General features: G+C 55.7%; 20 protein-coding genes and 3 rRNA genes. 11 read left to right on the plus strand and 12 right to left on the minus strand.

What is annotated here, in order from left to right:
- Window positions 1-104 precede the first annotated feature (104 nt).
- From coaBC to slmA, 5 genes are read left to right on the plus strand one after another with little or no spacing between them, the layout of a single operon-like run.
- Window positions 105-1,316 (plus strand): bifunctional phosphopantothenoylcysteine decarboxylase/phosphopantothenate--cysteine ligase CoaBC, encoded by a 1,212-nt coding sequence (gene coaBC, locus LN244_RS16100; protein ID WP_239040767.1) that lies wholly within the window; start codon window positions 105-107, stop codon window positions 1,314-1,316.
- Complete coding sequence (dut, locus tag LN244_RS16105) at window positions 1,313-1,768, plus strand: dUTP diphosphatase (protein WP_239040768.1); 456 nt, start codon at window positions 1,313-1,315, stop codon at window positions 1,766-1,768. Before coaBC ends, dut begins: the two co-directional genes overlap by 4 nt.
- A gap of 42 nt (window positions 1,769-1,810) precedes the next feature.
- Window positions 1,811-3,199, plus strand: coding sequence for a phosphomannomutase/phosphoglucomutase (locus tag LN244_RS16110; protein ID WP_239040769.1), 1,389 nt, complete (start codon window positions 1,811-1,813; stop codon window positions 3,197-3,199).
- 28 nt (window positions 3,200-3,227) lie between these two features.
- The gene (argB, locus tag LN244_RS16115; RefSeq protein ID WP_239040770.1) at window positions 3,228-4,145 is read left to right on the plus strand and encodes an acetylglutamate kinase; all 918 of its coding nucleotides are present in this window, start codon (window positions 3,228-3,230) and stop codon (window positions 4,143-4,145) included.
- Complete coding sequence (slmA, locus tag LN244_RS16120) at window positions 4,142-4,747, plus strand: nucleoid occlusion factor SlmA (protein WP_239040771.1); 606 nt, start codon at window positions 4,142-4,144, stop codon at window positions 4,745-4,747. The genes argB and slmA overlap by 4 nt, the downstream gene beginning before the upstream one ends.
- A 50-nt stretch (window positions 4,748-4,797) precedes the next feature.
- Here slmA and LN244_RS16125 read toward each other — a convergent pair whose 3' ends face one another.
- Genes LN244_RS16125 through gpmI form a run of 3 tightly spaced genes read right to left on the minus strand, consistent with a single transcriptional unit; the run spans window position 4,798 to window position 8,820 of the window.
- On the minus strand, window positions 4,798-6,093 hold the full coding sequence (locus LN244_RS16125) for a S41 family peptidase (protein WP_239042439.1): 1,296 nt from the start codon (window positions 6,091-6,093) through the stop codon (window positions 4,798-4,800).
- Window positions 6,094-6,115: 22 nt separating this feature from the next.
- The gene (locus LN244_RS16130) at window positions 6,116-7,258 is read right to left on the minus strand and encodes a murein hydrolase activator EnvC family protein (RefSeq protein WP_239040772.1); all 1,143 of its coding nucleotides are present in this window, start codon (window positions 7,256-7,258) and stop codon (window positions 6,116-6,118) included.
- 11 nt (window positions 7,259-7,269) lie between these two features.
- Window positions 7,270-8,820 carry a 2,3-bisphosphoglycerate-independent phosphoglycerate mutase gene (gene gpmI / locus LN244_RS16135; RefSeq protein ID WP_239040773.1) on the minus strand — a complete coding sequence of 517 codons (1,551 nt, stop codon included), beginning with the start codon at window positions 8,818-8,820 and terminating at the stop codon, window positions 7,270-7,272.
- Window positions 8,821-8,988: 168 nt separating this feature from the next.
- On the opposite strand from gpmI, the gene LN244_RS16140 reads away from it, so the two are divergent.
- The 3 genes from LN244_RS16140 to secB are packed head-to-tail and all read left to right on the plus strand — an operon-like array spanning window position 8,989 to window position 10,164.
- Window positions 8,989-9,402 carry a rhodanese-like domain-containing protein gene (locus LN244_RS16140; protein ID WP_239040774.1) on the plus strand — a complete coding sequence of 138 codons (414 nt, stop codon included), beginning with the start codon at window positions 8,989-8,991 and terminating at the stop codon, window positions 9,400-9,402.
- A gap of 5 nt (window positions 9,403-9,407) precedes the next feature.
- On the plus strand, window positions 9,408-9,662 hold the full coding sequence (grxC, locus tag LN244_RS16145; RefSeq protein WP_239040775.1) for a glutaredoxin 3: 255 nt from the start codon (window positions 9,408-9,410) through the stop codon (window positions 9,660-9,662).
- Window positions 9,663-9,696: 34 nt separating this feature from the next.
- Entirely contained in the window at window positions 9,697-10,164 is a 468-nt protein-coding gene (gene secB / locus LN244_RS16150) for a protein-export chaperone SecB (protein WP_239040776.1), read from the plus strand.
- A 21-nt stretch (window positions 10,165-10,185) separates the two neighbouring features.
- Here secB and LN244_RS16155 read toward each other — a convergent pair whose 3' ends face one another.
- Entirely contained in the window at window positions 10,186-10,842 is a 657-nt protein-coding gene (locus LN244_RS16155; protein WP_239040777.1) for a tRNA-uridine aminocarboxypropyltransferase, read from the minus strand.
- Window positions 10,843-10,926: 84 nt separating this feature from the next.
- Between LN244_RS16155 and LN244_RS16160 the strand changes: the two genes are divergently transcribed.
- Window positions 10,927-11,748 carry an HDOD domain-containing protein gene (locus tag LN244_RS16160; RefSeq protein ID WP_239040778.1) on the plus strand — a complete coding sequence of 274 codons (822 nt, stop codon included), beginning with the start codon at window positions 10,927-10,929 and terminating at the stop codon, window positions 11,746-11,748.
- 154 nt (window positions 11,749-11,902) lie between these two features.
- Here the strand turns inward: LN244_RS16160 and rrf are convergent.
- The 6 genes from rrf to LN244_RS16190 all read right to left on the minus strand — a co-directional run bounded on the left by rrf (window position 11,903) and on the right by LN244_RS16190 (window position 21,350).
- Window positions 11,903-12,018 (minus strand): 5S ribosomal RNA (rrf, locus tag LN244_RS16165).
- A gap of 126 nt (window positions 12,019-12,144) precedes the next feature.
- Window positions 12,145-15,029: ribosomal RNA gene (locus LN244_RS16170) — 23S ribosomal RNA — on the minus strand.
- Window positions 15,030-15,260: 231 nt separating this feature from the next.
- Window positions 15,261-16,802 (minus strand): 16S ribosomal RNA (locus tag LN244_RS16175).
- The 16S, 23S and 5S rRNA genes sit together here, the layout of an rRNA operon.
- A 460-nt stretch (window positions 16,803-17,262) precedes the next feature.
- On the minus strand, window positions 17,263-17,706 hold the full coding sequence (locus LN244_RS16180; protein WP_239040779.1) for a universal stress protein: 444 nt from the start codon (window positions 17,704-17,706) through the stop codon (window positions 17,263-17,265).
- A gap of 9 nt (window positions 17,707-17,715) precedes the next feature.
- The gene (locus tag LN244_RS16185) at window positions 17,716-20,304 is read right to left on the minus strand and encodes a TRAP transporter permease (RefSeq protein WP_239040780.1); all 2,589 of its coding nucleotides are present in this window, start codon (window positions 20,302-20,304) and stop codon (window positions 17,716-17,718) included.
- A 65-nt stretch (window positions 20,305-20,369) separates the two neighbouring features.
- On the minus strand, window positions 20,370-21,350 hold the full coding sequence (locus tag LN244_RS16190; protein ID WP_239040781.1) for a TAXI family TRAP transporter solute-binding subunit: 981 nt from the start codon (window positions 21,348-21,350) through the stop codon (window positions 20,370-20,372).
- Between the two features lie 239 nt (window positions 21,351-21,589).
- On the opposite strand from LN244_RS16190, the gene pfkA reads away from it, so the two are divergent.
- Both pfkA and LN244_RS16200 read left to right on the plus strand, forming a co-directional pair.
- Window positions 21,590-22,594, plus strand: coding sequence for a 6-phosphofructokinase (pfkA, locus tag LN244_RS16195; protein ID WP_239040782.1), 1,005 nt, complete (start codon window positions 21,590-21,592; stop codon window positions 22,592-22,594).
- A gap of 13 nt (window positions 22,595-22,607) precedes the next feature.
- Window positions 22,608-23,219, plus strand: a complete 612-nt coding sequence (locus tag LN244_RS16200) for a DUF502 domain-containing protein (protein WP_239040783.1) — start codon at window positions 22,608-22,610, stop codon at window positions 23,217-23,219.
- Here LN244_RS16200 and LN244_RS16205 read toward each other — a convergent pair.
- Both LN244_RS16205 and LN244_RS16210 read right to left on the minus strand, forming a co-directional pair.
- Window positions 23,216-23,857: an MBL fold metallo-hydrolase gene (locus LN244_RS16205; RefSeq protein ID WP_239040784.1), complete on the minus strand. Its 642-nt coding sequence runs from the start codon at window positions 23,855-23,857 to the stop codon at window positions 23,216-23,218. The two genes, LN244_RS16200 and LN244_RS16205, sit on opposite strands and share 4 nt — an antisense overlap.
- Window positions 23,858-23,915: 58 nt before the next feature.
- A complete protein-coding gene (locus LN244_RS16210) occupies window positions 23,916-25,544 on the minus strand; it encodes a methyl-accepting chemotaxis protein (protein ID WP_239040785.1) in 1,629 nt (542 codons plus the stop codon).
- Window positions 25,545-25,610 lie beyond the last annotated feature (66 nt).

Below are 25,610 nucleotides of genomic sequence, written 5' to 3' on the forward strand. Positions count from 1 at the left end.
TTGTGAGTTGATCCTGACCGGCTGACGGGTCCCTACGCTTTGGCCAGCCGAAGTGGTATCTTAGCGCCCTGTCCCAAGATGAGAAACAACCGGATACTCAGGGTATGCAGAGACTTACTAACCGGCGCATCCTGCTCGGCATCACCGGCGGCATCGCCGCCTACAAGAGTGCCGAACTGACCCGCCTGCTCAAGGGGGCTGGCGCCGACGTGCGCATCGTCATGACACCGGCCGCCACGGAATTCATCACCCCGCTGACACTGCAGGCCCTGTCGGGCCACCCCGTCCACCTGCAACTGCTTGATCCAGAAGCAGAAGCCGGCATGGGCCATATCGAGCTGGCCAAGTGGGCCGACCTGATCCTGATCGCACCGGCCAGCGCGGACTTCATCGCCCGCTTCAGCGCCGGCATGGGAGATGACCTGCTGACCACCCTGTGCCTGGCAACCGACGCCCCCATCTGTCTGGCTCCGGCGATGAACCAGGCGATGTGGCGCGACCCACGCACACAGGATAACGTCCGCCAGCTGTCGGCCCAGGGTGTTACCCTGCTGGGTCCCGGTGTTGGTGCTCAGGCCTGTGGCGATACCGGGCCGGGACGCATGCTCGAGCCTGAGGAGCTGGCAGAGTTGGCCGCAGAACAGTTCGAACATGGCGCCCTGTCGGGCCTGCGCGTGTTCATCACCGCCGGCCCCACCCGAGAGCCTCTGGATCCTGTGCGTTACATCTCTAACCACAGTTCCGGCAAGATGGGGTATGCGCTGGCCGAGGCTGCCGTTGATGCGGGTGCCAGCGTCAAGTTGATCAGCGGTCCAGTCACCCTCACACCACCGTCACGAGTCGACTGCGTGCAGGTGGAGACTGCCGAGGAGATGCTCGCCGCTTCACTGGACGGCATCGCTGGCTGCGACCTGTTCATCGCGGCAGCCGCCGTTGCGGACTATCGCCCGATTTCGGTGGCCGAGCACAAGATCAAGAAGGGCAACGAAGAGATCATGGAACTTCGTCTGACCAAAAACCCGGATATTGTCGCCACTGTCGCTGGCCTGAGCGAGCAGCGCCCCTACACCGTCGGTTTTGCCGCCGAGACCCGGGACGTCATCGGCTATGCGCGCAGTAAACTGGCCCGCAAGGGTCTGGACCTGATCGTCGCCAATGATGTCTCCAATCCGGATATCGGCTTCAACAGTGACGACAACGCCGTCACCCTGGTCAGCGCCGATGACGAAGTGGCCCTGCCCCAGGCTTCCAAGCGTCAGTTGGCACGCCAACTGATCGAACAGATCGCCCAGCACTATCATCAGAGCACGAAATGAAAGCACTGCAAGTCAAAATCCTGAATGACCGTATCGGTCGCGATATTCCCCTGCCCTCATACGCTACCGAGGGTTCCGCCGGCCTCGACCTGCGCGCCTGCCTTGATGAGGCACTGACGCTGGAGCCGGGCCAAACCGAGCTGATTCCGACCGGTCTGGCCATTCATATCGAGGACCCAAGCCTGTGCGCGATGATCCTGCCGCGCTCCGGCTTGGGCCACAAGCACGGCATTGTGCTGGGTAACCTGGTTGGCCTGATCGACTCCGACTATCAGGGACAGCTGTTTGTGTCCTGCTGGAACCGGGGGCAGACCACCTTCACCATCGAGCCGGGAGAACGTATCGCACAGATGGTGCTGGTCCCGGTGGTTCAGGCCGAATTCGAGATCGTCGACGAGTTCAGTGACTCGGATCGCGGTGCCGGTGGCTTCGGTTCATCCGGTCGCCACTGATTGATCTATGTGAACACTTACTGACTACGGGAAAGCCTGCTGATGCCTTATCCGCTTGAGAGCTTCGATCGTGATATCTTCCGCGCCTATGATATCCGCGGCATCGTCGATCAGTCTCTGACCGATGCCTGCGTCTATCACATCGGTCGCGCCTTTGCGGCCGAAGCAGCCGCGAAGCAGATCCATGAAGTTGTAGTCGGCGCCGACGGTCGACTATCAGGCCCACGGTTGAAGGAGGTCCTGATTCAGGGCTTGACCGACAGCGGCTGCACAGTGCTGGATATCGGCTATGTCCCCACCCCGGTGCTCTACTACGCGGCCCATCAGCGTACCGACAAGACCGGGATCATGATCACCGGCAGCCATAACCCGTCGGATTACAACGGCTTCAAAATGATGCTGGGCGGTGAAACCCTGTCCGGTGACCAGATTCAGGCGCTGGCCGACCGTATCGAAGCGGCTGACTACGTCGATGGCCCTGGTCAGCAAGAGGCACTGGAAGTCGAGCAGGACTACCTTGAGCGTATTCTGGGCGACATCCGTCTCAAGCGTGGCATGAAGGTCGTCGTCGACTGCGGCAACGGTATTCCCGGCAAGCTGGCCCCGGCGCTGATCGAGCAACTGGGCTGCGAAGTCATCCCGCTGTTCTGTGATGTGGATGGCACCTTTCCCAACCATCACCCGGACCCGGGCAAACTGAAGAACCTGCAGGATGCCATCAAGGCCGTAGCGGATCACCAGGCCGATCTGGGTCTGGCATTTGACGGTGATGGCGACCGTGTTGGTGTCATCACCCCCTCCGGTCATGTGATCTATCCTGACCGAGTGATGATGCTGTTCGCCGAAGATGTGCTCAGCCGTAATCCCGGCGCCGAGATCCTGTTCGACGTCAAATGTTCGCGCCTGTTGCCGCAGGTGATCGAGCAGGCAGGCGGCAAGGCAACCATGTGGAAGACCGGCCACTCGCTGATCAAACGCCAGATGAAGGCCTGTGGCGCCCTGTTGGCCGGTGAGATGAGCGGACATATCTTCTTCAAGGAGCGCTGGTATGGCTTTGACGACGGCCTTTACAGCGCGGCTCGTCTGCTGGAGATTCTGTCTGGCCGTCACGAGGATGCCGACGCCATCTTTGCCGCCTATCCGGAAGACGTCAGCACTCCCGAGATCAACATCGAAGTACGTGAAGACAACAAGTTCACACTGGTCGCGGCCTTGCAGCAGGCCGAATTCCCGGGTGGCAACGTCAGCCATATCGACGGCGTCCGTGTCGACTATGCTGATGGCTGGGGCCTGATGCGCGCGTCCAATACAACACCCGTGCTGGTGCTTCGCTTCGAAGCGGAGAATGCCAATGCCCTCAATCGAATCAAGACCGAGTTTCAGGCCCGCCTGAGCGCCATCGACAGTGCGCTCCTGATTCCAGACGCCTGAACCGGATGTGACCAAGCAAGGAGAGATTATGCCTCTGTCCCGTACCCAAGCGATCTCGACCGCCGACGTGCTGTCAGTCGCCATGCCCTATATTCAGCGTTTCGTCGGCAAGACCATCGTCATCAAATACGGCGGTAATGCCATGATCGACGAGAAGCTCAAGGAAAGCTTTGCCCGCGATATCGTGATGATGAAGCTGATCGGCATCAACCCGATCGTGGTTCATGGCGGCGGCCCTCAGATCGGCAGCCTGCTGGAGCAACTGAAGATCGAATCCCACTTCATCAACGGCATGCGCGTAACCGACTCCAAGACCATGGATGTGGTCGAGATGGTGCTGGGCGGCATGGTGAACAAGGAGATCGTGGGCCTGATCAATACTGCCGGCGGCAAGGCCATCGGCCTCACCGGCAAGGACGGCGAACTGCTGCGCGCCCGCAAGCTGAAGGTCAAGCACAAGACTCCGGAAATGGAAGCACCGGAAATCATTGATATCGGCCACGTGGGCGAAGTGGAAAGCGTCAATGTCCAGGTCCTCGATATGCTGGTGAATTCCGACTTCATCCCGGTCATCGCACCCATCGGTGTCGGCGAGGATGGTCACGCCTACAACATCAACGCTGACCTGGTTGCCGGCAAGGTAGCCGAGGTCCTCAAGGCCGAAAAGCTGATGCTGCTGACCAACATCTCAGGTCTGCTCGACAAGGAAGGCAATGTCCTGACCGGCCTGACGACCGCTCAGGTGGACGCGCTGATCGAGGACGGCACCATCTACGGTGGCATGCTGCCGAAGATCGACTGCGCCCTGAGCGCGGTGAAAAGCGGTGTCAGCAGCGCGCACATCATCGACGGTCGCGTCGAGCATGCCTGCATGCTGGAGATCTTCACTGACGAGGGTGTGGGTACCCTGATCACCAACACCAGCAATCAGATTCCGGCGGCATGACAGACAAGGCACAGAAGATATCCCGCCGTGAGCAGATCCTGCAGGCGCTGGCACAGATGCTGGAAAGCAACCCCGGACAGAGGATCACCACGGCCGCCCTGGCACGCGAGGTCGGCGTATCCGAAGCCGCTCTTTACCGCCATTTTCCCAGCAAGGCGCGGATGTTCGAGGGCTTGATCGGTTTTATCGAGGAGACATTGTTCTCACGAATCAAGCTAATCATCGGCTCCGAGATATCCGCAACACGCCAGTGCGAACAGATCCTGACGCTGTTGCTGGCGTTCGTGGAAAAAAATCCGGGGATGGCACGTATCCTGACCGGGGATGCCCTCTCAGGCGAGACCGAGCGCCTGCGGGTCAGGGTCAACCAGTTGTTTGAGCGCCTCGAGACGCAGCTTAAGCAGGTGATGCGGGAAGCCGAGCTGCGCGAAGGCCTGCGGACCGAAATTCCTGCCGGCTCCGCCGCTAACCTGATGCTGGCCGCGGCCGAAGGCAGGATTCGTCAATTCGTGCGCTCTGAGTTCAAACGCCGCCCTACAGAGCTTTGGGCTGAACAGTGGGGCCGTCTTGCTGCCGGGTTGTTCAGACCCTTAACGGCCTGATCGACAGGCCGGCATAAAATGACAAGGGGGCTTTAAGCCCCCTTGTCATTTCAGCCGCTCGATTGGCTGCGTTGCAGGATCTGCATCGCCTTGAGCAGATTCAGGGCCTCATAGAGCTGGAAGTCCCGTGCAGACAGATCCGAGGACTGTTCCGCCGTTTCGGTCACGTCCCCCTTGGTGCCATTCTCAAGATGGCCAGCCAAGTCGCGTTCCTTGATCCGACTGCCTCCCTCAATCCGTGTCAGGCGGGCATCGTCGACACGCAGATCCGGTTTGATCCCTTGCGCCTGGATGGAGCGCCCATTCGGAGTGAAGTAACGTGCCGTTGTCAGCTTGATGGCACGATCCTCGCCCAGCGGCAGCACCGTCTGCACCGAGCCCTTGCCAAAGCTGTCGGTCCCCATGATCACGGCCCGCTGGTGATCCTGAAGAGCCCCCGCCACAATTTCCGAGGCAGACGCGCTGCCACCGTTAATCAGTACCACCAGGGGTGTATCGGGTGCCACGGTTTCCTCGCTGGCACTGAAGCGCAGCTCAGAGTTCGGCAGGCGGCCTTCGGTGTAGACGATCAGACCTTCATCGAGAAATGCATTACCCACTTCCACCGCGGCCTGAAGTACCCCACCAGGGTTGTTACGCAGGTCCAGTACCAGGCCTTTCAAGACGTCATCCTGCTGCATCTTGCGAATTGCCGCGATCAGGTCCTCACCGGTATGGGCCTGGAACTGGGAAATCCGCAGATAGCCGTATCCGGGCTCAAGCAGCTCGTGGCGCACACTGGCAACCTTGATCACATCACGCACAATGTCCAGCTCCAGCGGCTGATCTCGCCCATCGCGCATGATCGTCAGGCGAATCGTCGTACCCACTTCCCCGCGCATCATGTCGACCGCTTCATTCAGGTCCATGCCCTGTACCGGCGTATCGTCAAGCTTGATGATCAGATCACCAGCGCGTACACCGGCTCTCTGCGCCGGGGTATCGTCAATCGGTGCAATCACGCGAATGAAGCCATCTTCCAGTCCCACTTCGATCCCCAAACCACCAAATTCGCCGGTGGTATGGATTTGCAGACTTTCAAATGCTTCAGCCTCAAGATAGGCTGAATGCGGGTCCAGTCCTGTCAGCATGCCACGAATCGCATCTTCCAGCAGCTGACGGTCATCCACCGGTTCAACGTATGCCTGCTTGATGCGATCAAACACATCGGCAAACATGCGCAATTCGGTCAGGGGCAGGGCCTTTTGCTCGCTCTCAACCACCTCCTCTGCAAGAGCCGGAGCCGACAGGCCCAGGGTGCAGCCCAGAAGGGCAGCTGCGAGTGGTACACGACTGAAAAGCTTCATCATCAGATTCCCTGCAGGTAAGTTAGCGCCGTTTTAGCCAGACGATCGGATCGATCGAACGCCCCTTATATCGGATAGCGAAATAGAGTCCGGGTTCCGCACTGCCACCACTGCTGCCCGCCAATGCCAGACTCTCACCGGTACCAACCCACTCACCGGGCTCGCGCAGCAGGCTTTCATTATGTCCATAGAGTGACAGGTAGCCGTTGCCGTGATCCAGAATAAGGACCAGACCATAACCGCGCAACCAGTCGGCAAACACCACTCGACCATGATGGACCGCCTTTACGGTGGCGCCGGCCTTGGCCGAGATCAACATCCCTTCGTAAGACACATTATCGACTCGACTACCAAAGGCACGCTGGACGCCACCTGCGACGGGCCAGTCCATCTTGCCCTTGCGTTGACTGAACTTAAGTCCATCCTGCTCCAGCCGAATCTGTTCCAGTGAGCGGCGGATTTCCTTCAGGACCGCCTCCAGCTCTGCCTGATCGTCTTTCAGCCGTCCAAGCTGTCGACTGTCCTGCTGGTGAGCCTGGCGCAGCGTGGCGAGTGTCTGGGCCTGACCTTCTCGTGCCTCGGCCAGTGCCTTGCGCTGTTGCTGCAGCCGTGTACGTGTTGCCAGCAGCTCATCGTCCGTCATCGAAATGGCGCTTTGCGTCTCGGTCAACTGCTGCAAGCGCGCACGATAGGATTGCAACTCGTCGCTTAAACGTGAGGTGAGGCTGTCGTAGTAGTGCAGCATCCGCGACAACTGCTGAGGGTCCTGCTGTGATAATAGCAGCTCAATAGCAGGCTGACGGCCGAGCTTGTACTGTTCGCGAAGCAAATCGCGAATCAGCGCTTCCTGCTGTTGCAACTGTGCCGCCAGCCGAGCCTCGTCATCACCGAGGCTGCCGCGTCGCGTCTCCAGCTGTTGTTGGCGGTCATCCAGCTGACGCAGCTCTGCCGTTACAGCCCCGATGCGCTTGTCGAAACTGCGCAGTTCAGATTCGGCCTTGGCCAACACCTGCTTGCGTTTGGCCAGCTTGGCTTGCAGCGTACTGATCTGCTGCTTGACCTGCTTGAGCTGCTGCTCGGTTTTGGCCGGATCCTGTGCCGCCTGCACCGTCAAGCCAACAAGGCTCAGGCAGAGCAGGAGCAGCAGTCGGGGGAAAAATCGCACTCCAGTGGGGCTCAGGCCAGTGTGACCAGAGAGCGTCCGGTCATCTCAGCCGGTGCGTCCAGCCCCATCAGGGCCAGCAGGGTCGGAGCCAGATCACAGAGAGCGCCGTCGGCGAGTGTCAGTTGCTCAGTTCGCGGACCGGCATAGATCAATGCCACCGGCCAGGTAGTATGCGCTGTGTGTGGTTGCCCGCTGTTGGGGTCACGCATCAGCTCCACATTGCCATGGTCGGCGGTAATCAGTGCTTCACCCTGTACATCAGCCAATGCATCCAGCACCTGAGTCAGGCTTTGGTCAACCGTTTCGACAGCCTTCACCGCTGCATCGAAGTTGCCGGTATGTCCAACCATGTCACCATTGGCGAAATTGCAAATGATCAGATCGTACTTGCCACTGCGGATCGCTTCGCACAGCTTCTCGGTCACTTCAGGCGCGCTCATTTCCGGCTTGAGGTCGTAGGTAGCGACCTGCGGGGACGGAACCAGAATCCGGTCTTCGCCCGGGTAAACCGCTTCCTGGCCGCCATTGAAGAAGAACGTGACATGGGCGTACTTTTCAGTCTCGGAGATACGCAACTGGGTCTTGCCCAAACCGGACAGGTACTCACCCAGGTCATTGCGGATCGCCTCCGGCGGGAAAGCCACCGGCGCCTGGATGTCGGCTGCATATTCAGTCAGCATGACATAGCCGCTCAGTGCCGGACGCACCTGTCGAGAAAAGCCACCGAAGCTGTCCTCCACGAAGCAGCGTGTAATCTCGCGCGCACGATCCGGACGGAAGTTTGCGCAGATCAGCGCATCACCGTCCTGAACACTTCCCACCGGCTGACCCTGTGCATCCGTGATAACCGTGGCCTGAACAAACTCGTCGTTTTCATCGCGGGCATAAGCATCCGCCAGCGCCTGAACGGCAGATACCGCCTGTTGCGGTGCCAGCCCCTGAGTCATCGCGTTATAGGCCTGTTCGACGCGATCCCAGCGGTTGTCTCTATCCATGGCAAAGTAACGACCTATGACAGTGGCAATAGCGCCGGTACCCAGTCGTTTGAATACCGCTTCAGCCGCCTGCAATGAGGGTTCGGCCGAGCGTGGCGGCATGTCGCGCCCATCCAGAATTGCGTGCAGATACACCTCTTTAGCACCCCGTTTAACCGCCATTTCCAACAGCGCAAAAATGTGCTCTTCATGGCTGTGTACACCACCAGGTGACAGCAAACCCAGCACATGTACGGCACGCCCGGCTGCAATCGCCTTGTCCATTGCTTCGCACAGAGCACTGTTCTCAAAGAAATCGCCGTCTGCGATCGACTTGGAGATACGGGTAAAGTTCTGGTACACGGTTCGACCCGCACCGATATTCATATGGCCCACTTCCGAATTGCCCATCTGGCCATCCGGCAGGCCTACCGCCATGCCGGAAGTCTGGATTCGGGAATTGGGGTTCTGCGACAGCAGGCGGTCCCAGGTCGGGGTATTGGCTGCTTCGATTGCTGAAGAGGGCGTGGACTCCACGCCGAAGCCGTCAAGAATAATCAAGGCCTTGGTTGCGCGTGCTTCTGTCATGGTGTGCTACGTCTGTCCGGTCGATTAAAAAACAGGCAACTATTTTACTGTCTTGCGGCTCGATTAGCTAACCACTCAGGCACAGGTTTTGAGTTCATGCCCTTATCGCTGTCACAGTGGCATTGTATACTTGCTGACTTTCTATCCGTCCCTTTGACCGGAATGACTATGGAACGCCTGATCGAATTCGCAACACAGCACTACTATCTGGTCGGTGCCTGGGTACTGACACTTCTCATTCTGCTGGCCACCGAAAAGCGCAAGGCCGGCAAATCGGTCACCCCGGCTGAAGCCACCCGACTGATCAACAAGGAGTCCGGTGTCGTACTGGACATTCGGACCCGCAAGGAGTGGGATACTGGTCGCATCACCAATGCCCATCATATTCCTTTGGCCGACCTTGACCGCCGCCTGAGCGAACTGGACAAATTCAAGGACAAGCCTGTTATCGTGGTGTGTAACCTCGGCCAGGCTGCAGGCACCGCTGCCAAGAAACTCAAAGCGGCCGGCTTCCAGCAGGTTGTGCGCCTCAGTGGCGGCATGACCGAGTGGAAGGGCCAAAACATGCCGATCATTAAGTGAAAACCATGACTGACGTTACTATCTATTTGACGCGCTGGTGCCCTTTTTGCACCCGTGCCGTCGCTCTGTTGGATAGCAAACAGGTGGAATACACGGCTATCGATGTCGATGCCGACCCGGCTCTGCGTCAGGAAATGATGCAGCGGAGCAATCGACGTACGGTACCTCAGATTTTCATAGGCCAAACCCATGTGGGTGGTTGTGATGACCTGTTCGCACTCGAGCGTCAGGGCAAGCTCGACCCAATGCTCGCCGGCTGAACCAACATAACAAGACCGATACAAGGATTCTCAGATGTCTGAAGCAACTGCAAACCAGCCTCAATTCGCACTGCAGCGCGTCTACTTGAAAGATGCATCACTGGAAACACCTGCGGGCGCCAAGTCATTCACTCAGCCGTGGCAGCCAGAAATCAATCTGGAAATGAATACGCGCACCAATGCGCTGGATGAGAACCACCACGAGGTTGTGCTGACTCTGACAGTGACAGCCAAGAATGCGGGCGAGACCGCGTTTCTGGTTGAAGTTCAGCAAGCCGCGATCTTCCTGATCGCCGGTATCGAGGGCGCCGAGTTGCACCACACTCTGGGTGCTTTCTGCCCTAATCTGCTCTTCCCTTACGCACGTGAAGCAGTCGACAACTTCGTCACCAAGGCCAGCTTCCCTCCGCTGATGCTGGCTCCGGTCAACTTTGACGCGCTCTATGCTCAGCAGATGCAGCAACGCGCCGAAGAGCAGCCAGCGGCTGAAGAGACGCACTAAGGCACCTTGTCAGACGGGAGTCTATTCGCCAAACTCCCGTTTGGCCCAGCGCCTGCGAGTCGCGATATAACTGCTGTTGAAGCGCTCGAAATATTCTTCCAAATGATCGGCAGCCGCCTGATCACCGACCTGTTCCAGCAGGGCAACTGCCACCTCTGCCGTACAAAGATGATGATCGATAGTGGAGCGTCGCAATTTGTAGCGACTCAACCGTTCAGTCTGAGGCTCAATCACCGGCAAGTGCTGTAAATATGGGCTATGGCGAAACATCCGCCGTGCCTGTCGCCAGGTTCCATCCAGGATTATAAACACCGGGATCCGCCCATCTCCTCCGACCTCGTCAACCATCCTGTGCTGGTAATCCTCACCCGCAGGAAACACCAGACAGGGGGCATACCGCTGATCCTCAAGCGCGGCCAACAGGTCTGCTGTAGGCTCCGTCCTGGACCATTCAAACATACGGGTCTGCGCTATCGAATCGACAATCAAGCGGCCTGTATTGGTTGGTTTATACAGTTCATATCGATGTGTCAGCAGCCAAAACTGACACTTTGCCGGGACTGTGTAACGCCACTCGCAGATGCAGACTTCCTGAGGCAGTCGACAGTCATCACACCTCACGACACCTGAGCCTCGAGCAACAAAGGGTTTTCGGGGAGGGTTTTCTACTTTCACCATACAACCTGCTGAATCCAGACCAGCCCGGCACTATACTTGGGGCTTTACATGCACACAAGACATGCGTCCCAGGTGATTTAAACCATGCCTAACACCTTTAGCTCATTGATTCCTCCACAGCCTGAGGTTCTGCTTCAGCTGAGCCGACTGTGCCAACAGGATGACCCGGACACAGCCCACATCGCTCGTTTGATCAGCAGTGATGTCGCTGTCTATGCGTCGATTCTGAAGGTCATCAATAGCCCCTACTACGGTCTCTCAAATCAGATCACTTCGATCCCTCATGCACTCAGCCTGCTTGGCATCAACCAAGTTTTCAGCATGGTCCGTTTAATCATTCTACGGAATACATTGAGCAAAACCGGCCGTATGGAGCGTTTTTGGGATACAGCACAGGACGTTTCCCAACTATCAATCGCACTGACAGCAAAACTGGGCCTCAAAGTTAACCAGGATGACCTTTATACTCTGGGCATGCTGCATGACTGTGGTCTTCCACTGATGGTGCAGGGGTTCCAGGATTACCGGGACTTTCTAAGTAATATCCAGGGTTATGATTGTACCTCGCTCCAACAGCAGGAAGTCGCGCGCTATGGCTTTTCCCATTATCAGCTGGGAGCTCGGATGGCCGAGCGCTGGTTCCTGCCAGAGGCCATCGTCGAATCGATCCGGTTGCAACCCGAGCTAATTGAGACGCTGGAAGATCGAATCGATGCCAGCGAGAAGTGCCGCCATTTGCTTTCGGTACTGACACTGGCCCAGGATATCAGTGCAGAGTACCGCTATTACTGGCGTATACAAGCGAACGATACCAATAGCCGTGTACAAGCAGCACTTCGGTTCCTGGCCATATCCGAATACGACTATCTGTCGGTAAGAGAATCCCTAATCGATACCATGCAATAACAGCGGGGACTCATGCCGCCGCATTTCCGCAAGGAGGCATGAGTTCGCTCTCCTAATGGCATAGCCAGCATCTGCTGCTTTTCTGCGCTCGGTTCTACCGCCCCATAACGCAAAACCCCGGCCTCAACGAGACCGGGGTTCTGCTTAAATAAGTGCTTGGCGATGACCTACTCTCACATGGGGAAGCCCCACACTACCATCGGCGATGACGCGTTTCACTGCTGAGTTCGGGATGGGATCAGGTGGTTCCACGTCTCTATGGTCGCCAAGCAAAACTGGTACAAATCAGATCTGAAATTCGTGACTGTCTGTGTTGTCGCTACAAGCGTTCAACCGGTGCTCTTACGAGCTACGATAATCTTTCTAACCATTCATTTCAAACGCCTTGGGCGTTATATGGTCAAGCCTCACGAGCAATTAGTACTGGTTAGCTCAACGCCTTACAACGCTTACACACCCAGCCTATCAACGTCCTGGTCTCGGACGGCTCTACAGGGACCTCAAGGGTCCAGTGAGATCTCATCTTGAAGGAGGCTTCCCGCTTAGATGCTTTCAGCGGTTATCCCGTCCGAACGTAGCTACCCGGCAATGCCACTGGCGTGACAACCGGAACACCAGAGGTTCGTTCACTCCGGTCCTCTCGTACTAGGAGCAACTCTTCTCAAATCTCAAACGCCCACGGCAGATAGGGACCGAACTGTCTCACGACGTTCTAAACCCAGCTCGCGTACCACTTTAAATGGCGAACAGCCATACCCTTGGGACCGGCTTCAGCCCCAGGATGTGATGAGCCGACATCGAGGTGCCAAACACCGCCGTCGATGTGAACTCTTGGGCGGTATCAGCCTGTTATCCCCGGAGTACCTTTTATCCGTTGAGCGATGGCCCTTCCATACAGAACCACCGGATCACTAGAACCTACTTTCGTACCTGCTCGACGTGTCTGTCTCGCAGTCAAGCACCCTTCTACTCTTGCGCTCATTGGCTGATTTCCGACCAGCCTGAGGGTACCTTCGTGCTCCTCCGTTACGCTTTGGGAGGAGACCGCCCCAGTCAAACTACCCACCACACAATGTCCTCGATCCGGATTACGGACCTGAGTTAGAACCTCAACAGTACCAGGCTGGTATTTCAAGGACGGCTCCACTCGAACTGGCGTCCGAGCTTCAAAGCCTCCCAGCTATCCTACACAAGTAATGTCAAAGTCCACTGTGAAGCTATAGTAAAGGTTCACGGGGTCTTTCCGTCTAGCCGCGGGTACGCTGCATCTTCACAGCGAGTTCAATTTCACTGAGTCTCGGGTGGAGACAGTGTGGCCATCGTTACGCCATTCGTGCAGGTCGGAACTTACCCGACAAGGAATTTCGCTACCTTAGGACCGTTATAGTTACGGCCGCCGTTTACCGGGGCTTCGATCAAGAGCTTCGCCGAAGCTAACCCCATCAATTAACCTTCCGGCACCGGGCAGGCGTCACACCCTATACGTCCACTTTCGTGTTTGCAGAGTGCTGTGTTTTTAATAAACAGTCGCAGCCACCTGGTATCTTCGACCGGCATCAGCTTAGAGAGCAAGTCTCATCACCAACACCGGCGTGCCTTCTCCCGAAGTTACGGCACCATTTTGCCTAGTTCCTTCACCCGAGTTCTCTCAAGCGCCTTGGTATTCTCAACCTGACCACCTGTGTCGGTTTCGGGTACGGTCCCGCATAACCTGAAGCTTAGAGGATTTTCCTGGAAGCATGGCATCAACCACTTCGACTCATAAAGAGTCTCGTCATCAGGTCTCAGTCTTAAGGAGCCGGATTTGCCTAACTCCTCAACCTACACCCTTAAACGCGGACAACCAACGCCGCGCTGGCCTAGCCTTCTCCGTCCCCCCGTCGCAGTTATGCGCGGTACAGGAATATTAACCTGTTTCCCATCGACTACGCTTTTCAGCCTCGCCTTAGGGGCCGACTCACCCTACCCCGATTAACGTTGGATAGGAACCCTTGGTCTTCCGGCGAGGGGGTTTTTCACCCCCTTTATCGTTACTTATGTCAGCATTCGCACTTCTGATACCTCCACGGTGCCTTACAGCTTCCGCTTCAACGGCTTACAGAACGCTCCTCTACCATGCCCTAAGGCATCCGCAGCTTCGGTGTCTAGTTTGAGCCCCGTTATATCTTCCGCGCAGGCCGACTCGACTAGTGAGCTATTACGCTTTCTTTAAAGGGTGGCTGCTTCTAAGCCAACCTCCTAGCTGTCTAAGCCTTCCCACATCGTTTCCCACTTAACTAGAACTTTGGGACCTTAGCTGGCGGTCTGGGTTGTTTCCCTTTCCACGACGGACGTTAGCACCCGCCGTGTGTCTCCCATGATTGCACTCTTGGGTATTCGGAGTTTGCATCGGGTTGGTAAGTCGGGATGACCCCCTAGCCGAAACAGTGCTCTACCCCCCAAGGTGAGACATGAGGCGCTACCTAAATAGCTTTCGAGGAGAACCAGCTATCTCCGGGCTTGATTAGCCTTTCACTCCGATCCACAGGTCATCCGCTAACTTTTCAACGGTAGTCGGTTCGGTCCTCCAGTTGATGTTACTCAACCTTCAACCTGCCCATGGATAGATCGCCCGGTTTCGGGTCTACTCCCAGCGACTTGGCGCCCTATTAAGACTCGGTTTCCCTACGCCTCCCCTAAACGGTTAAGCTTGCCACTGAAAGTAAGTCGCTGACCCATTATACAAAAGGTACGCAGTCACCGTCCGAAAACGGCTCCCACTGCTTGTACGTACACGGTTTCAGGGTCTATTTCACTCCCCTCACAGGGGTTCTTTTCGCCTTTCCCTCACGGTACTGGTTCACTATCGGTCAGTCAGGAGTATTTAGCCTTGGAGGATGGTCCCCCCATATTCAGACAGGATAACACGTGTCCCGTCCTACTCGATTTCACTGTAAATAGGTTTTCGCATACGGGGCTATCACCCACTATGGCCACACTTTCCAGAGTGTTCTGCTAACCACATCACAGCTTAAGGGCTGGTCCCCGTTCGCTCGCCGCTACTAAGGGAATCTCGGTTGATTTCTTTTCCTCCGGGTACTTAGATGTTTCAGTTCCCCGGGTTCGCCTCTCAAAACCTATGTATTCAGTTAAGAGATACCCGCAAGCGGGTGGGTTTCCCCATTCGGAAATCCTCGGATCAAAGTCTGTTTACCGACTCCCCGAGGCTTATCGCAGGTTACTACGTCCTTCATCGCCTCTGACTGCCAAGGCATCCACCGTGCACGCTTATTCACTTGACCATATAACCCGAAGGCGTCTGGAAAAATGAATGGTTCGTAACGATTATCGCCGGTTGGCGCTTGTATCAAACAATACAAGACAATCTTTCAGATCCAATTTGTTAAAGAGCGTTTAAAGCTAAGAAGCTTTAAAAGATGGACTCAGCTATGAGTACACGTTTTAAAGCTCCGTCTGCTTCAACTTTCGATCAGGTAATATGTGTGAACGCTTGCCAGAACTTCGCAATCGTTTAAGGAGGTGATCCAGCCCCAGGTTCCCCTAGGGCTACCTTGTTACGACTTCACCCCAGTCATGAATCACACCGTGGTAACCGTCCTCCCGAAGGTTAGACTAGCTACTTCTGGTGCAACCCACTCCCATGGTGTGACGGGCGGTGTGTACAAGGCCCGGGAACGTATTCACCGCGACATTCTGATTCGCGATTACTAGCGATTCCGACTTCACGCAGTCGAGTTGCAGACTGCGATCCGGACTACGACCGGTTTTCTGAGATTAGCTTACCCTCGCAGGTTCGCGGCCCTCTGTACCGGCCATTGTAGCACGTGTGTAGCCCTACTCGTAAGGGCCATGATGACTTGACGTCATCCCCACCTTCCTCCGGTTTGTCACCGGCAGTCTCCTTAGAGTTCCCACCCGAAGTGCTGGCAAATAAGGATAGGGGTTGCGCTCGTTACGGGACTTAACCCAACATTTCACAACACGAGCTGACGACAGCCATGCAGCACCTGTCACTGCGCTCCCGAAGGCACCAAGGTATCTCTACCAAGTTCGCAGGATGTCAAGAGTAGGTAAGGTTCTTCGCGTTGCTTCGAATTAAACCACATGCTCCACCGCTTGTGCGGGCCCCCGTCAATTCATTTGAGTTTTAACCTTGCGGCCGTACTCCCCAGGCGGTCAACTTATCGCGTTAGCTGCGCCACTAAAGGATCAAGTCCCCCAACGGCTAGTTGACATCGTTTACGGCGTGGACTACCAGGGTATCTAATCCTGTTTGCTACCCACGCTTTCGCACCTCAGTGTCAGTATCAGTCCAGGCAGTCGCCTTCGCCACTGGTGTTCCTTCCGATCTCTACGCATTTCACCGCTACACCGGAAATTCCACTGCCCTCTACCGTACTCTAGTTTGGCAGTATCAGGTGCAGTTCCCAGGTTAAGCCCGGGGCTTTCACATCTGACTGACCAAACCACCTACGCGCGCTTTACGCCCAGTAATTCCGATTAACGCTTGCACCCTCCGTATTACCGCGGCTGCTGGCACGGAGTTAGCCGGTGCTTCTTCTGCAGTTAACGTCACAGCATGCCGGTATTAACGACACACCTTTCCTCACTGCTGAAAGTGCTTTACAACCCGAAGGCCTTCTTCACACACGCGGCATGGCTGGATCAGGGTTGCCCCCATTGTCCAATATTCCCCACTGCTGCCTCCCGTAGGAGTCTGGGCCGTGTCTCAGTCCCAGTGTGGCTGATCATCCTCTCAGACCAGCTACGGATCATCGCCTTGGTGAGCCTTTACCTCACCAACCAGCTAATCCGACGCGGGCTCATCTGATAGCGTGAGGTCCGAAGATCCCCCACTTTCCCCCGAAGGGCGTATGCGGTATTAGCAGTCGTTTCCGACTGTTGTCCCCCACTACCAGGTAGATTCCCACGCGTTACTCACCCGTCCGCCGCTCGCCGGCGATCTAGCAAGCTAGATCCCGCTGCCGCTCGACTTGCATGTGTTAGGCCTGCCGCCAGCGTTCAATCTGAGCCATGATCAAACTCTTCAGTTTAAATCTTTGGTTGAGTCTTTTACGAAAGGAGGAATGATCCCTTCAGACTCGGCTCAAGGTATTACACAACGCTAAATGAATATTCAGTTAGGTTGCTTGCCTTGATTAAGCTTTGCGTGCTCAATCCTGACAAGCGCCCACACATATTACCTGATCAATTTGTTAAAGAGCGGGCTTGGCCAACCGCGCCGTAGCGCAACCTGTTGTCTCAAGCGAGGCGCATATCTTACTACGCCGATTTTCGATGTCAACCATTTTTTTCGTTTTTTGTTTCAGTGTCGTAACACTTCACAACGATCCGGTTGAGATCAAGGAGGCAGATTCTACATCAGAAACTTATTCAGTTTCAAGAACTTATCTCCTTCTCACTAGAGCCGCTCAGTGTTTCGCGAACCCTGTCGTCTCAAGCGAGGAGGCGTATTCTACGCATCCCCGCCTGGGTGTCAACGCCTTTTTGAAATTATTTTACAGGAAGTTCTCGCAACACCATGACCGAACAATGCGCCCGCTCAACCACCTTAGATGTCACGGATCCAATCAGAATATTCTCGACACGGGTATAGTTGTGGCTGGGCATGATTATGAGGTCAGCTTTAATCTTCTCAGCGACTTTGATGATCTCCCGAGCCGGGCTGCCTTCACCGATATGTTCCTTGCAGTGTTTTACTTCAGGTACCGTCCGCTTTACCAATTCATGTAGTTCTGCCTTCATTCCATGTAATGCCTTTTCTACGGCATCATCCGGAAAGTACGCCGCGACCATTGGCATATTCAGTCCCGGCAGTACCGCCATTACATGTAATTCGCCCTCATCCCCTGCCAAATAATGACTGGCTTCAATTAAGGCTTTTTGCGCAGTTTGCTTGTCCTGGAGATCAACCGGCAACAATATTTTATTGAACATACCTTTCTCCTATAGAGCTTGCTGTTGACGGCGACGGCGCAGTTGCAACATTGCCAAACCTGCCAGCAGTAGCAGTGCCGGCAGGGTCATCCACTGCTTGTCAGGCCGATCCGCTTCCTGCTGAATGCCCAGTATTTGCCAATCGAAGTCCAGTCCAGCTTCCTGAGCCGGGCTGCCGAATCCAACCAGTTCTATCACGACCTGCTCTTCACTGATGCCCAGCGTCAGGCCTGCTTCAGCCAGCTTTTCACCGCCACTACTACCTTCTCCCAGTGGCAATTTCACCAGCTTGGTCACCATATCTCCGTCAATCGTCATGCCTTCAGCCTGCAGCATCAAATGTCCACCAGGGGGAGCCTCAGCGGCCAGCTGTTCAATCTGCTGTGGTGGTGACATCACAACTGGGGGGTAAATTTCATCCCACCAGAAGCCCGGGCGGAACAACGTAAACGCGATCAGCAACAGCATCAGCGTTTCATACCAGCGACTCTTCACCAACCAGAAGCCTTGAGTCGCAGCTGCAAAAATCAGCATGGCGATGACAGCCGTCACTATTGTCATGAGCAGGTGCGGAATACTTTCAATTCCTATCAACAGCAGTTCTGTGTTGAAAATAAACATGAACGGCAAGATTGCAGTACGAATGTCATACGTGAAGCCTTGAACACCCGTGCGAATGGGATCAGAGCGCGCAATCGCTGCTGCAGCAAATGCCGCCAGCCCCACCGGGGGAGTGTCATCTGCCAGAATACCGAAATAGAACACAAACAGATGCACTGCGATCAGCGGTACTATCAGCCCCTGCTGCGCTCCCAGCGTGACGATGACCGGTGCCATCAGTGTGGATACCACTATGTAGTTGGCTGTAGTCGGCAACCCCATACCCAGCAGCAGGCTGATGGCTGCTGTGAACAGCAACATCAACATGATATTGCCCGCTGAGATAAATTCGACGAACTCCGTCATGACCAGACCGATACCGGTCAACGTAACCGTACCCACAACTACACCAGCTGCAGCCGTTGCCACCCCGATTCCGATCATGTTGCGAGAACCGGTGACCAGACCATCCAGAAGATCGCAAAAGCCGGTCTGAACACCACTGGAGAAGGATTCTTTACCGGACCGGAACATCGCCTTCAGTGGCTTATGTGTCAGCACTATCGCGATCATGAAGACTGTCGCCCAGAATGCAGATAGCCCCGGTGAAAAACGTTCTACCGTCAGGCACCATACCAAGACGAATACCGGCAACAGAAAATACAGACCGGACTTCACGGTGGGCCCTGTCTCCGGAAGTGATACGATCTCAGAGTTGGGATCATCCATCTTCAGTTCGGGGTAGGTGGCCGCGTAACGAACCAGCAGAACATAAGCCAACAGAATAACGATGGACATCAACCAATAGCTGGCATTCCCCAAGTACTCCTTCGTCCATCCAAAGCCGTAATAGAGCCCAAGGGACAACAGGCATATACCTAGGACAATGCCACACCAGGTCGCCAGTTTCTGCGCCAGGGTGCGACCGTCGTCAGGCTTTGGCAGCCCCTCCATGCCCGCTTTAAGGGCTTCCAGGTGAACGATATAGATCAGGGCGATGTAGGAGATCAGTGCCGGCAGAATGGCATGCTGAATCACCTCGATATAGGAAATCCCCACATACTCCACCATCAGAAAAGCGGCAGCACCCATAATCGGCGGGGTCAGCTGTCCATTGGTGGATGCGGCCACCTCGACAGCACCGGCCTTATACCCCGGAAAGCCAACCCTTTTCATCAAGGGGATGGTAAAAGTGCCCGTGGTCACCACGTTGGCTATGGAGGAGCCTGAAATCAGACCGCTGAGACCGGATGAGACCACGGCAGCCTTGGCAGGGCCTCCGCGCATATGTCCCAGAAGGGAGAAAGATACCTGAGTAAAGTAATTACCGGCTCCAGCCTTCTCCAGCAAGGCACCAAAGAGTACAAACAGAAATACAAAGCTTGTAGATACGCCGAGAGCAACGCCAAACACGCCTTCAGTGGTCAGCCACTGATGAGACATCGCCTTGGCAAGGCTAGCCCCCTTGTGCGCGATTACATCCGGCATGTATGGACCAGCAAAGGTGTAGATCAGGAATACTGCCGCAACCACCATCAGCGGCGGCCCCAACGCACGACGAGTCGCTTCAAGCAGAAGCAGCATACCCGCTACGGCAACGACAATATCAACCGTTATGGGCGCTCCTGCCCTCGTGGCCAACTGCTCCTCGAACAGCACCAGGTACGCAGCGGAAAATGCCCCACCCAATGCAAACAGCCAGTCATGCCAGGGAATATGAAAACGCGGGGAACTTTTTAATGCCGGATAAGCGGTATATGCCAGAAAAATCGCAAACGCCAGATGAACTGCTCGGGCTTTGGAGTCATTGATAACGCCAAAATCGAAGATGAAGGGTAATGGCGATGCATACCAGAGTTGAAATAATGCCCAGGCAAGGGCTATTCCCCATAGCAATTTACCCGGTAATCCTTTGGGTGCGCGTGCACCGCTGTCTGACTGAGCGACCAGCTCTTGAATGTCGTCGTTCGGGGTTTTGTAAGTTTCATCCTGAGACACGGCGAACACCCTTCAGCAGAAAAACAAAACAAAAGGGGGTGCATACACCCCCATGAAACGCAGGTTTAGAGCAAACCTGCTTCCTTGTAGTACTTCTCAGCCCCCGGATGCAACGGAGCTGTCAGAGCATCACGTACCATCTCTTCTTTCTTGAGGTTGGCAAATGCCGGATGCAGCTTGCGGAACGTATCGAAGTTTTCAAACACGGCCTTGACCACGTGATAAACCACATCGTCCGGCACCTTGGCGGAGCTGACGATGGTCGCCCCCACACCGAAGGTCATGACATCTTCGGGGTTGCCACGGTACATGTCTCCCGGGACTGTCGCATGACGATAATAGCTGTTATCAGCGATCAGTTTTTCGATGGTTTCGTCTTTCACTTCAACCACCACGCTGTCACAGGAGGTAGTCGCTTCCTTGATCGCACCACTCGGATGCCCCACCACGTAAACCATTGCATCGATCTTGTTGTCACAGAGTGCACTGGCCTGCTCGGAAGCCTTCAATTCAGAGGCGAGAGAAAAATCATCGGTGGTCCAGCCCTTGGCCTGCATTACCACTTCAATTGTACCGCGCTGACCTGAGCCCGGGTTGCCAATATTGACGCGCTTACCCTTGAGATCATTGAAGTTTTTAATGCCTGAATCCGCACGGGCTACAACTGTGAAGGGCTCGGCATGAAGAGAGAAAACAGAGCGTAGATCCGGATTCGCTCCCTGATCCGCAAACTTGTCAGTACCGTTGTAGGCATGGAACTGCCAGTCAGACTGGGCAACACCCAGGTCAAGCTCACCAGCCCGAATGGTATTCAGGTTGTAAACGGAGCCTCCCGTACTTTCCACTGAGCAGCGGATGCCGTGTTCCGCACGATCCTTGTTCACCAGACGACAGATCGCACCACCGGTCGGGTAATATACCCCGGTCACACCACCGGTACCGATCGTAATAAAGTTCTCCGCCTGAGCAACCGTAGCTGTCGCCAGACCACCAGCAGCGACTGCAGCAGCCATAGCAGCGGAAATCAACGTTTTCTTCAGTGCCATATCGAACTCTCCTGTTTCGTATCAGAAAGGCCCCTTTTATGCTTTTTATGCTTTTTATGCTTTTTGGGCCCGTTCAGACTTTCAGTATTAGCCAGGGCTGGGCCCTGTTCAACTTCTCACTGAATTTTTACTGTAAAAACGGTGACATAGATCTTTCATACATGAAAGCCCCTGAGACTCATCAGCGTCATCCAATTCCGCTATAGTGGAATCAAATACCGCTGTTGGAAGGAACCGAGATGTATACCCTGCCTGATCTGGAAGTACTTCGCGACTTCAACGCCATCGCTGTCTTGACCAGCGGAGGCGACTCTCCCGGCATGAACCCTGCCGTTCGCGGTGTCGTGCGCGCGGCATTGAACAACGGCATCCAGGTCTACGGTGTACAACGAGGCTACAGTGGCCTGCTGGCAGGCGACCTGCGCGTGATGACATCAGCCTCCGTGCGCAACATCGTGCAACGCGGCGGGACCATTCTGAAAAGTGACCGTTGTGAAGAGTTCAAGCAGAAAGAGGTTCGCAAGCGGGCAATCGAGGTGCTGAAAAGCAATGGAATCGATGCGCTGGTCGTGATTGGAGGTGACGGTTCACTAACCGGTGCTCACTTGCTCGCCGAAGAGAGTGATCTTGCCATCATCGGTCTACCCGGTACGATCGATAACGACATTTTCGGCACCGAGGACACCATCGGCTTCGACACTGCGGTGAACACCGCGCTGGATGCCATCGACAAGATCCGTGACACCGCATCCTCTCACGAGCGCCATTTTCTCGTCGAGGTCATGGGGCGCAACTCGGGCTTCCTCGCCACACATGTTGGCATTGCCGCAGGCGCCGAGATGGTCATCGTGCCGGAGTACGAAGTACACATCGAGCAGCTGGGGCAGCAACTGAGCGAAAGCCGTCGAACCGGCAAGGGCTCCAGCGGGATTATCGTCGTCGCTGAAGGACAGGAGCCTGGACTCACCTACCGATTGGCCCAACAGCTCAAGCAGCTGGGAGAAGAGCCAAGGGTCTGCATTCTGGGGCACATCCAGCGCGGAGGCAGGCCCAGTGGCCATGATCGAGTACTGGCTTCCAGCCTGGGAGCCATGTCTGTCAACTACCTGCTGGCCGGTTACAGCGACATCATGGTTGGAATTGCTGACGGAGCCATCGTTGACGTCCCTCTGGACAGCGTAATCCGATATCGCAAGGGACTGGACCCCAAGCTGTTTGAACTCGCACTCTTGCTGCACAAGTAGTCAAGGAAGCCCCATGCGACTGATCGTTCGACTCTTTTTTCAGGGCTTGCTCATACTGCTGCCGGCCATCATCACCATCTATCTGGTGTACGCCATTTTCACGGCACTGAACAACACCTTATTCAGTGCGCTCAGCAGCCTGTTTCAGCAGCTGTTTCCGCAACTCCAACCCGGGCTCACCACCACCCTGTTGGCGATCCTGTGCACCCTGATGATTATCACCCTTGTTGGGGCTCTGGCATCCAACTTCCTTGGTCGTTTCGTAATCGGCAAGTTCGAACAGCTGATGAAGCGGATCCCTCTGATCAAGCTGCTCTATAACGCACTCAGAGACCTGTTTCATGCGTTTCTGGGCGAAGACAAGCGTTTCGAGAAACCGGTCATGGTCAGCTTGGATGAGCGAGGCGAAATCAGGGTCGCTGGCTTCATTACCGCCGAAGACCTGTCTCACTGGGGACTGGAGCAGGATGTGGCTGTCTATCTGCCCCAATCCTATAACTTTGCCGGCAACCTGATCATCGTACCTGCCAGCCGGGTCATCCCTTTGGAATGTCCCGCCAGCGAGGTCACTACCTTCATCGTCAGCGGCGGCGTATCCACCCGTAAGGAAAACAGCAGTCGTTAACCAAAACGATCCGCCACGAAGGGGTTGGTCTGACGCTCCAGACCGAAGGTCGACATGGGGCCATGTCCCGGAATGAAATCGATCTCATCACCCAATGGGAACAGCTTTTCGCGAATCGAGCGGATCAAAGTCGCGTGATCCCCACGGGGGAAGTCAGTGCGCCCGATTGAACCCTGGAAGAGCACATCGCCAACCAGAGCCAGCGCAGAAGGACGATGGTAAAAAACCACGTGCCCCGGCGTATGACCGGGGCAATGGATCACCTCCAGTGTTACTTCCCCGAATCTGACCCGATCACCATCTTCCAGCCAACGGTCCGGGGTAAACACTTCCACATCCGGAAAGCCGAACATCTGGCTTTGTTTGGGCAGTCCCTCGATCCAGAACTCATCATCACGGCCGGGCCCTTCAATCGTCAGGGACAAATCACGCGCCAGCGCCGCGCTGCCTCCGGCATGATCGATATGGGCATGCGTCAGCAGAATCTTTTCCAGCTCCACACCTTCTTCGGCGACCGCCGCCTTGATCCTGGCCAAATCTCCTCCGGGATCGACGACTGCTGCCTTACGGGTTTGCTCACACCAGAGCAACGTGCAGTTCTGTTGGAACGGGGTCACCGGAATGATGCGATATTTCATAAAGGTCCACAGGTTCAGTAACAGTTTGCGCCAGTATATCGACCCTCGGGGCTAAAAGTCAGGTTTTGAAGCGGTTGATCTGCTCCTGCAGGCCATGTGCCAGCCGTTGCAGCTCTTCACCGCTCGAGGCCACAGCATTGGCAGCCGCAACCGTACTTTCCGAGGCCTGGGTGATACGCAGCAGGTTGGAGTTCATCTCCTCCGATACCTGGCTCTGCTGTTCAGCCGCCGCAGCCACCTGAACCCCCATATCACGAATATGCGCCATCTGTTCAACAATGCGGGTCAGCTCCTGCCCGGCGTGAAGTGCTGTCTTCACACTGTCATCAGCCCCCTGGCGCGAGCGTTCCATCACCTCTACCGCTTTCTGAGCCGCACTGCGCAAGCGAGCGTTCATGCTGCGAATTTCCTCGGTGGAGCCCTGGGTACGCTGTGCCAGCTGACGCACCTCATCGGCCACCACAGCAAAGCCTCTGCCCGACTCACCCGCACGTGCTGCCTCGATAGCGGCATTCAAGGCAAGCAGATTGGTCTGTTCAGAAATAGCCTGTATCTCTTCCAGAACCTGACCGATCTGTACCGTATCGCCTTCCAAAGCTTTAATCACCTCAGCCGCCTGAGCCACTTCCTGCGCCAAGGCCTGTATGCGGTGCACGGTATCATCGACATCATGATTGCCTTCATCTGCCTCATGATCCGCAGCTTCGATAGCATCGGATGTTTCCCCTGCACTTCGGGCCACCTGATGCACGCTGGCGGCCATTTCGTTCATGGCGGTGGATAGCAACTCAGCCTCCTGCGCCTGCTGATCCAGAGCTACACTGGTCTCTTCGGCACTGCGCGCCAGTCCCTCTGCACTCGTAGATACCTGATTCGCTGAGCTGGCAATCTGATAGACAAGATCCTTAAAAGTCGCGAGCGTCTGATCGATACGCTGACCAACCCGGCCCAGCTCATCGCGGGTATTGAGTCCCGTCTGGACGGTCAGATCCCCTTCGGCGGCCCGCTTCATCACCTCATCGATCCGCTCCAGCGGCCCCGTGATAGAACGGCTCAAGGGCACCGCCAACACCACCAGCACGAGGAGCACACCGGCCAGCAAAAAGCCGATGTAGGTCAGATCACGGTAGAACGCCTCATCCAGGTCGTGGACATAGACGCCTGTCGCCACGACCCACCCCCAGGTCTCAAAAGGCTTGGCCAGAGTTATCTTGGGCCGTGGCTCACTGCTGCCCGGGTATGGCCAGCTGTAGTTCAGCTGTTCAATATCCTTGCCGGTGCCCAGCAGGGCAGCCATCTGAGCAAAGATAGGCTTGCCGTCCACGGTTTTTCTTTCCTTAAGAACCTGCCCGACCAGATCAGTGTTGGCACCATGCACCAGTATTCTTGCATCAGCATCCAAAACGAAGAAATAGTCATTGTCGTTGTAACGCATGCTTTCCAGCATCTGGCGGGCGCCGCTCTGGGCCTGCTGGAGGCTGATCTCACCGGCATCAACTCGGGCTTGTTGTGCTTGCAACAGCCCTTCAGCACTGTCCAGCAACGAATGGAGCTGGTTTCGCCGCTCGTTTTGCAGGGAAGCACGCATATCAAGAAGGGACAGGAGACTCAGGATGATCAACATGGCACTGGCAACGAACACCAGCAGCCATAGCTTGGCACGAACGGAGAGATTGTTCAGAGACATGGGGGCCACTCTTTCAACAAGCACTGTTGGTAATTGGAGAATAATTGGCTACAGACTAGCATAGTT

The sequence above is a fragment of the Marinobacterium sediminicola genome (assembly GCF_022343685.1).
Lineage (GTDB): Bacteria > Pseudomonadota > Gammaproteobacteria > Pseudomonadales > Balneatricaceae > Marinobacterium > Marinobacterium sediminicola.

Bases quoted from the DNA above. Each gene is read 5' to 3' on its own strand.
- LN244_RS16200 (WP_239040783.1), top strand. From the start codon at position 22,608: ATGCGACTGATCGTTCGACTCTTTTTTCAGGGCTTGCTCATACTGCTG.
- coaBC (WP_239040767.1), top strand. From the start codon at position 105: ATGCAGAGACTTACTAACCGGCGCATCCTGCTCGGCATCACCGGCGGC.
- secB (WP_239040776.1), top strand. From the start codon at position 9,697: ATGTCTGAAGCAACTGCAAACCAGCCTCAATTCGCACTGCAGCGCGTC.
- LN244_RS16155 (WP_239040777.1), bottom strand. From the start codon at position 10,842: ATGGTGAAAGTAGAAAACCCTCCCCGAAAACCCTTTGTTGCTCGAGGC.
- LN244_RS16190 (WP_239040781.1), bottom strand. From the start codon at position 21,350: ATGGCACTGAAGAAAACGTTGATTTCCGCTGCTATGGCTGCTGCAGTC.
- LN244_RS16160 (WP_239040778.1), top strand. From the start codon at position 10,927: ATGCCTAACACCTTTAGCTCATTGATTCCTCCACAGCCTGAGGTTCTG.
- LN244_RS16140 (WP_239040774.1), top strand. From the start codon at position 8,989: ATGGAACGCCTGATCGAATTCGCAACACAGCACTACTATCTGGTCGGT.
- LN244_RS16180 (WP_239040779.1), bottom strand. From the start codon at position 17,706: ATGTTCAATAAAATATTGTTGCCGGTTGATCTCCAGGACAAGCAAACT.
- dut (WP_239040768.1), top strand. From the start codon at position 1,313: ATGAAAGCACTGCAAGTCAAAATCCTGAATGACCGTATCGGTCGCGAT.
- LN244_RS16210 (WP_239040785.1), bottom strand. From the start codon at position 25,544: ATGTCTCTGAACAATCTCTCCGTTCGTGCCAAGCTATGGCTGCTGGTG.
- LN244_RS16205 (WP_239040784.1), bottom strand. From the start codon at position 23,857: ATGAAATATCGCATCATTCCGGTGACCCCGTTCCAACAGAACTGCACG.
- argB (WP_239040770.1), top strand. From the start codon at position 3,228: ATGCCTCTGTCCCGTACCCAAGCGATCTCGACCGCCGACGTGCTGTCA.
- pfkA (WP_239040782.1), top strand. From the start codon at position 21,590: ATGTATACCCTGCCTGATCTGGAAGTACTTCGCGACTTCAACGCCATC.
- slmA (WP_239040771.1), top strand. From the start codon at position 4,142: ATGACAGACAAGGCACAGAAGATATCCCGCCGTGAGCAGATCCTGCAG.
- gpmI (WP_239040773.1), bottom strand. From the start codon at position 8,820: ATGACAGAAGCACGCGCAACCAAGGCCTTGATTATTCTTGACGGCTTC.
- LN244_RS16110 (WP_239040769.1), top strand. From the start codon at position 1,811: ATGCCTTATCCGCTTGAGAGCTTCGATCGTGATATCTTCCGCGCCTAT.
- grxC (WP_239040775.1), top strand. From the start codon at position 9,408: ATGACTGACGTTACTATCTATTTGACGCGCTGGTGCCCTTTTTGCACC.
- LN244_RS16125 (WP_239042439.1), bottom strand. From the start codon at position 6,093: ATGAAGCTTTTCAGTCGTGTACCACTCGCAGCTGCCCTTCTGGGCTGC.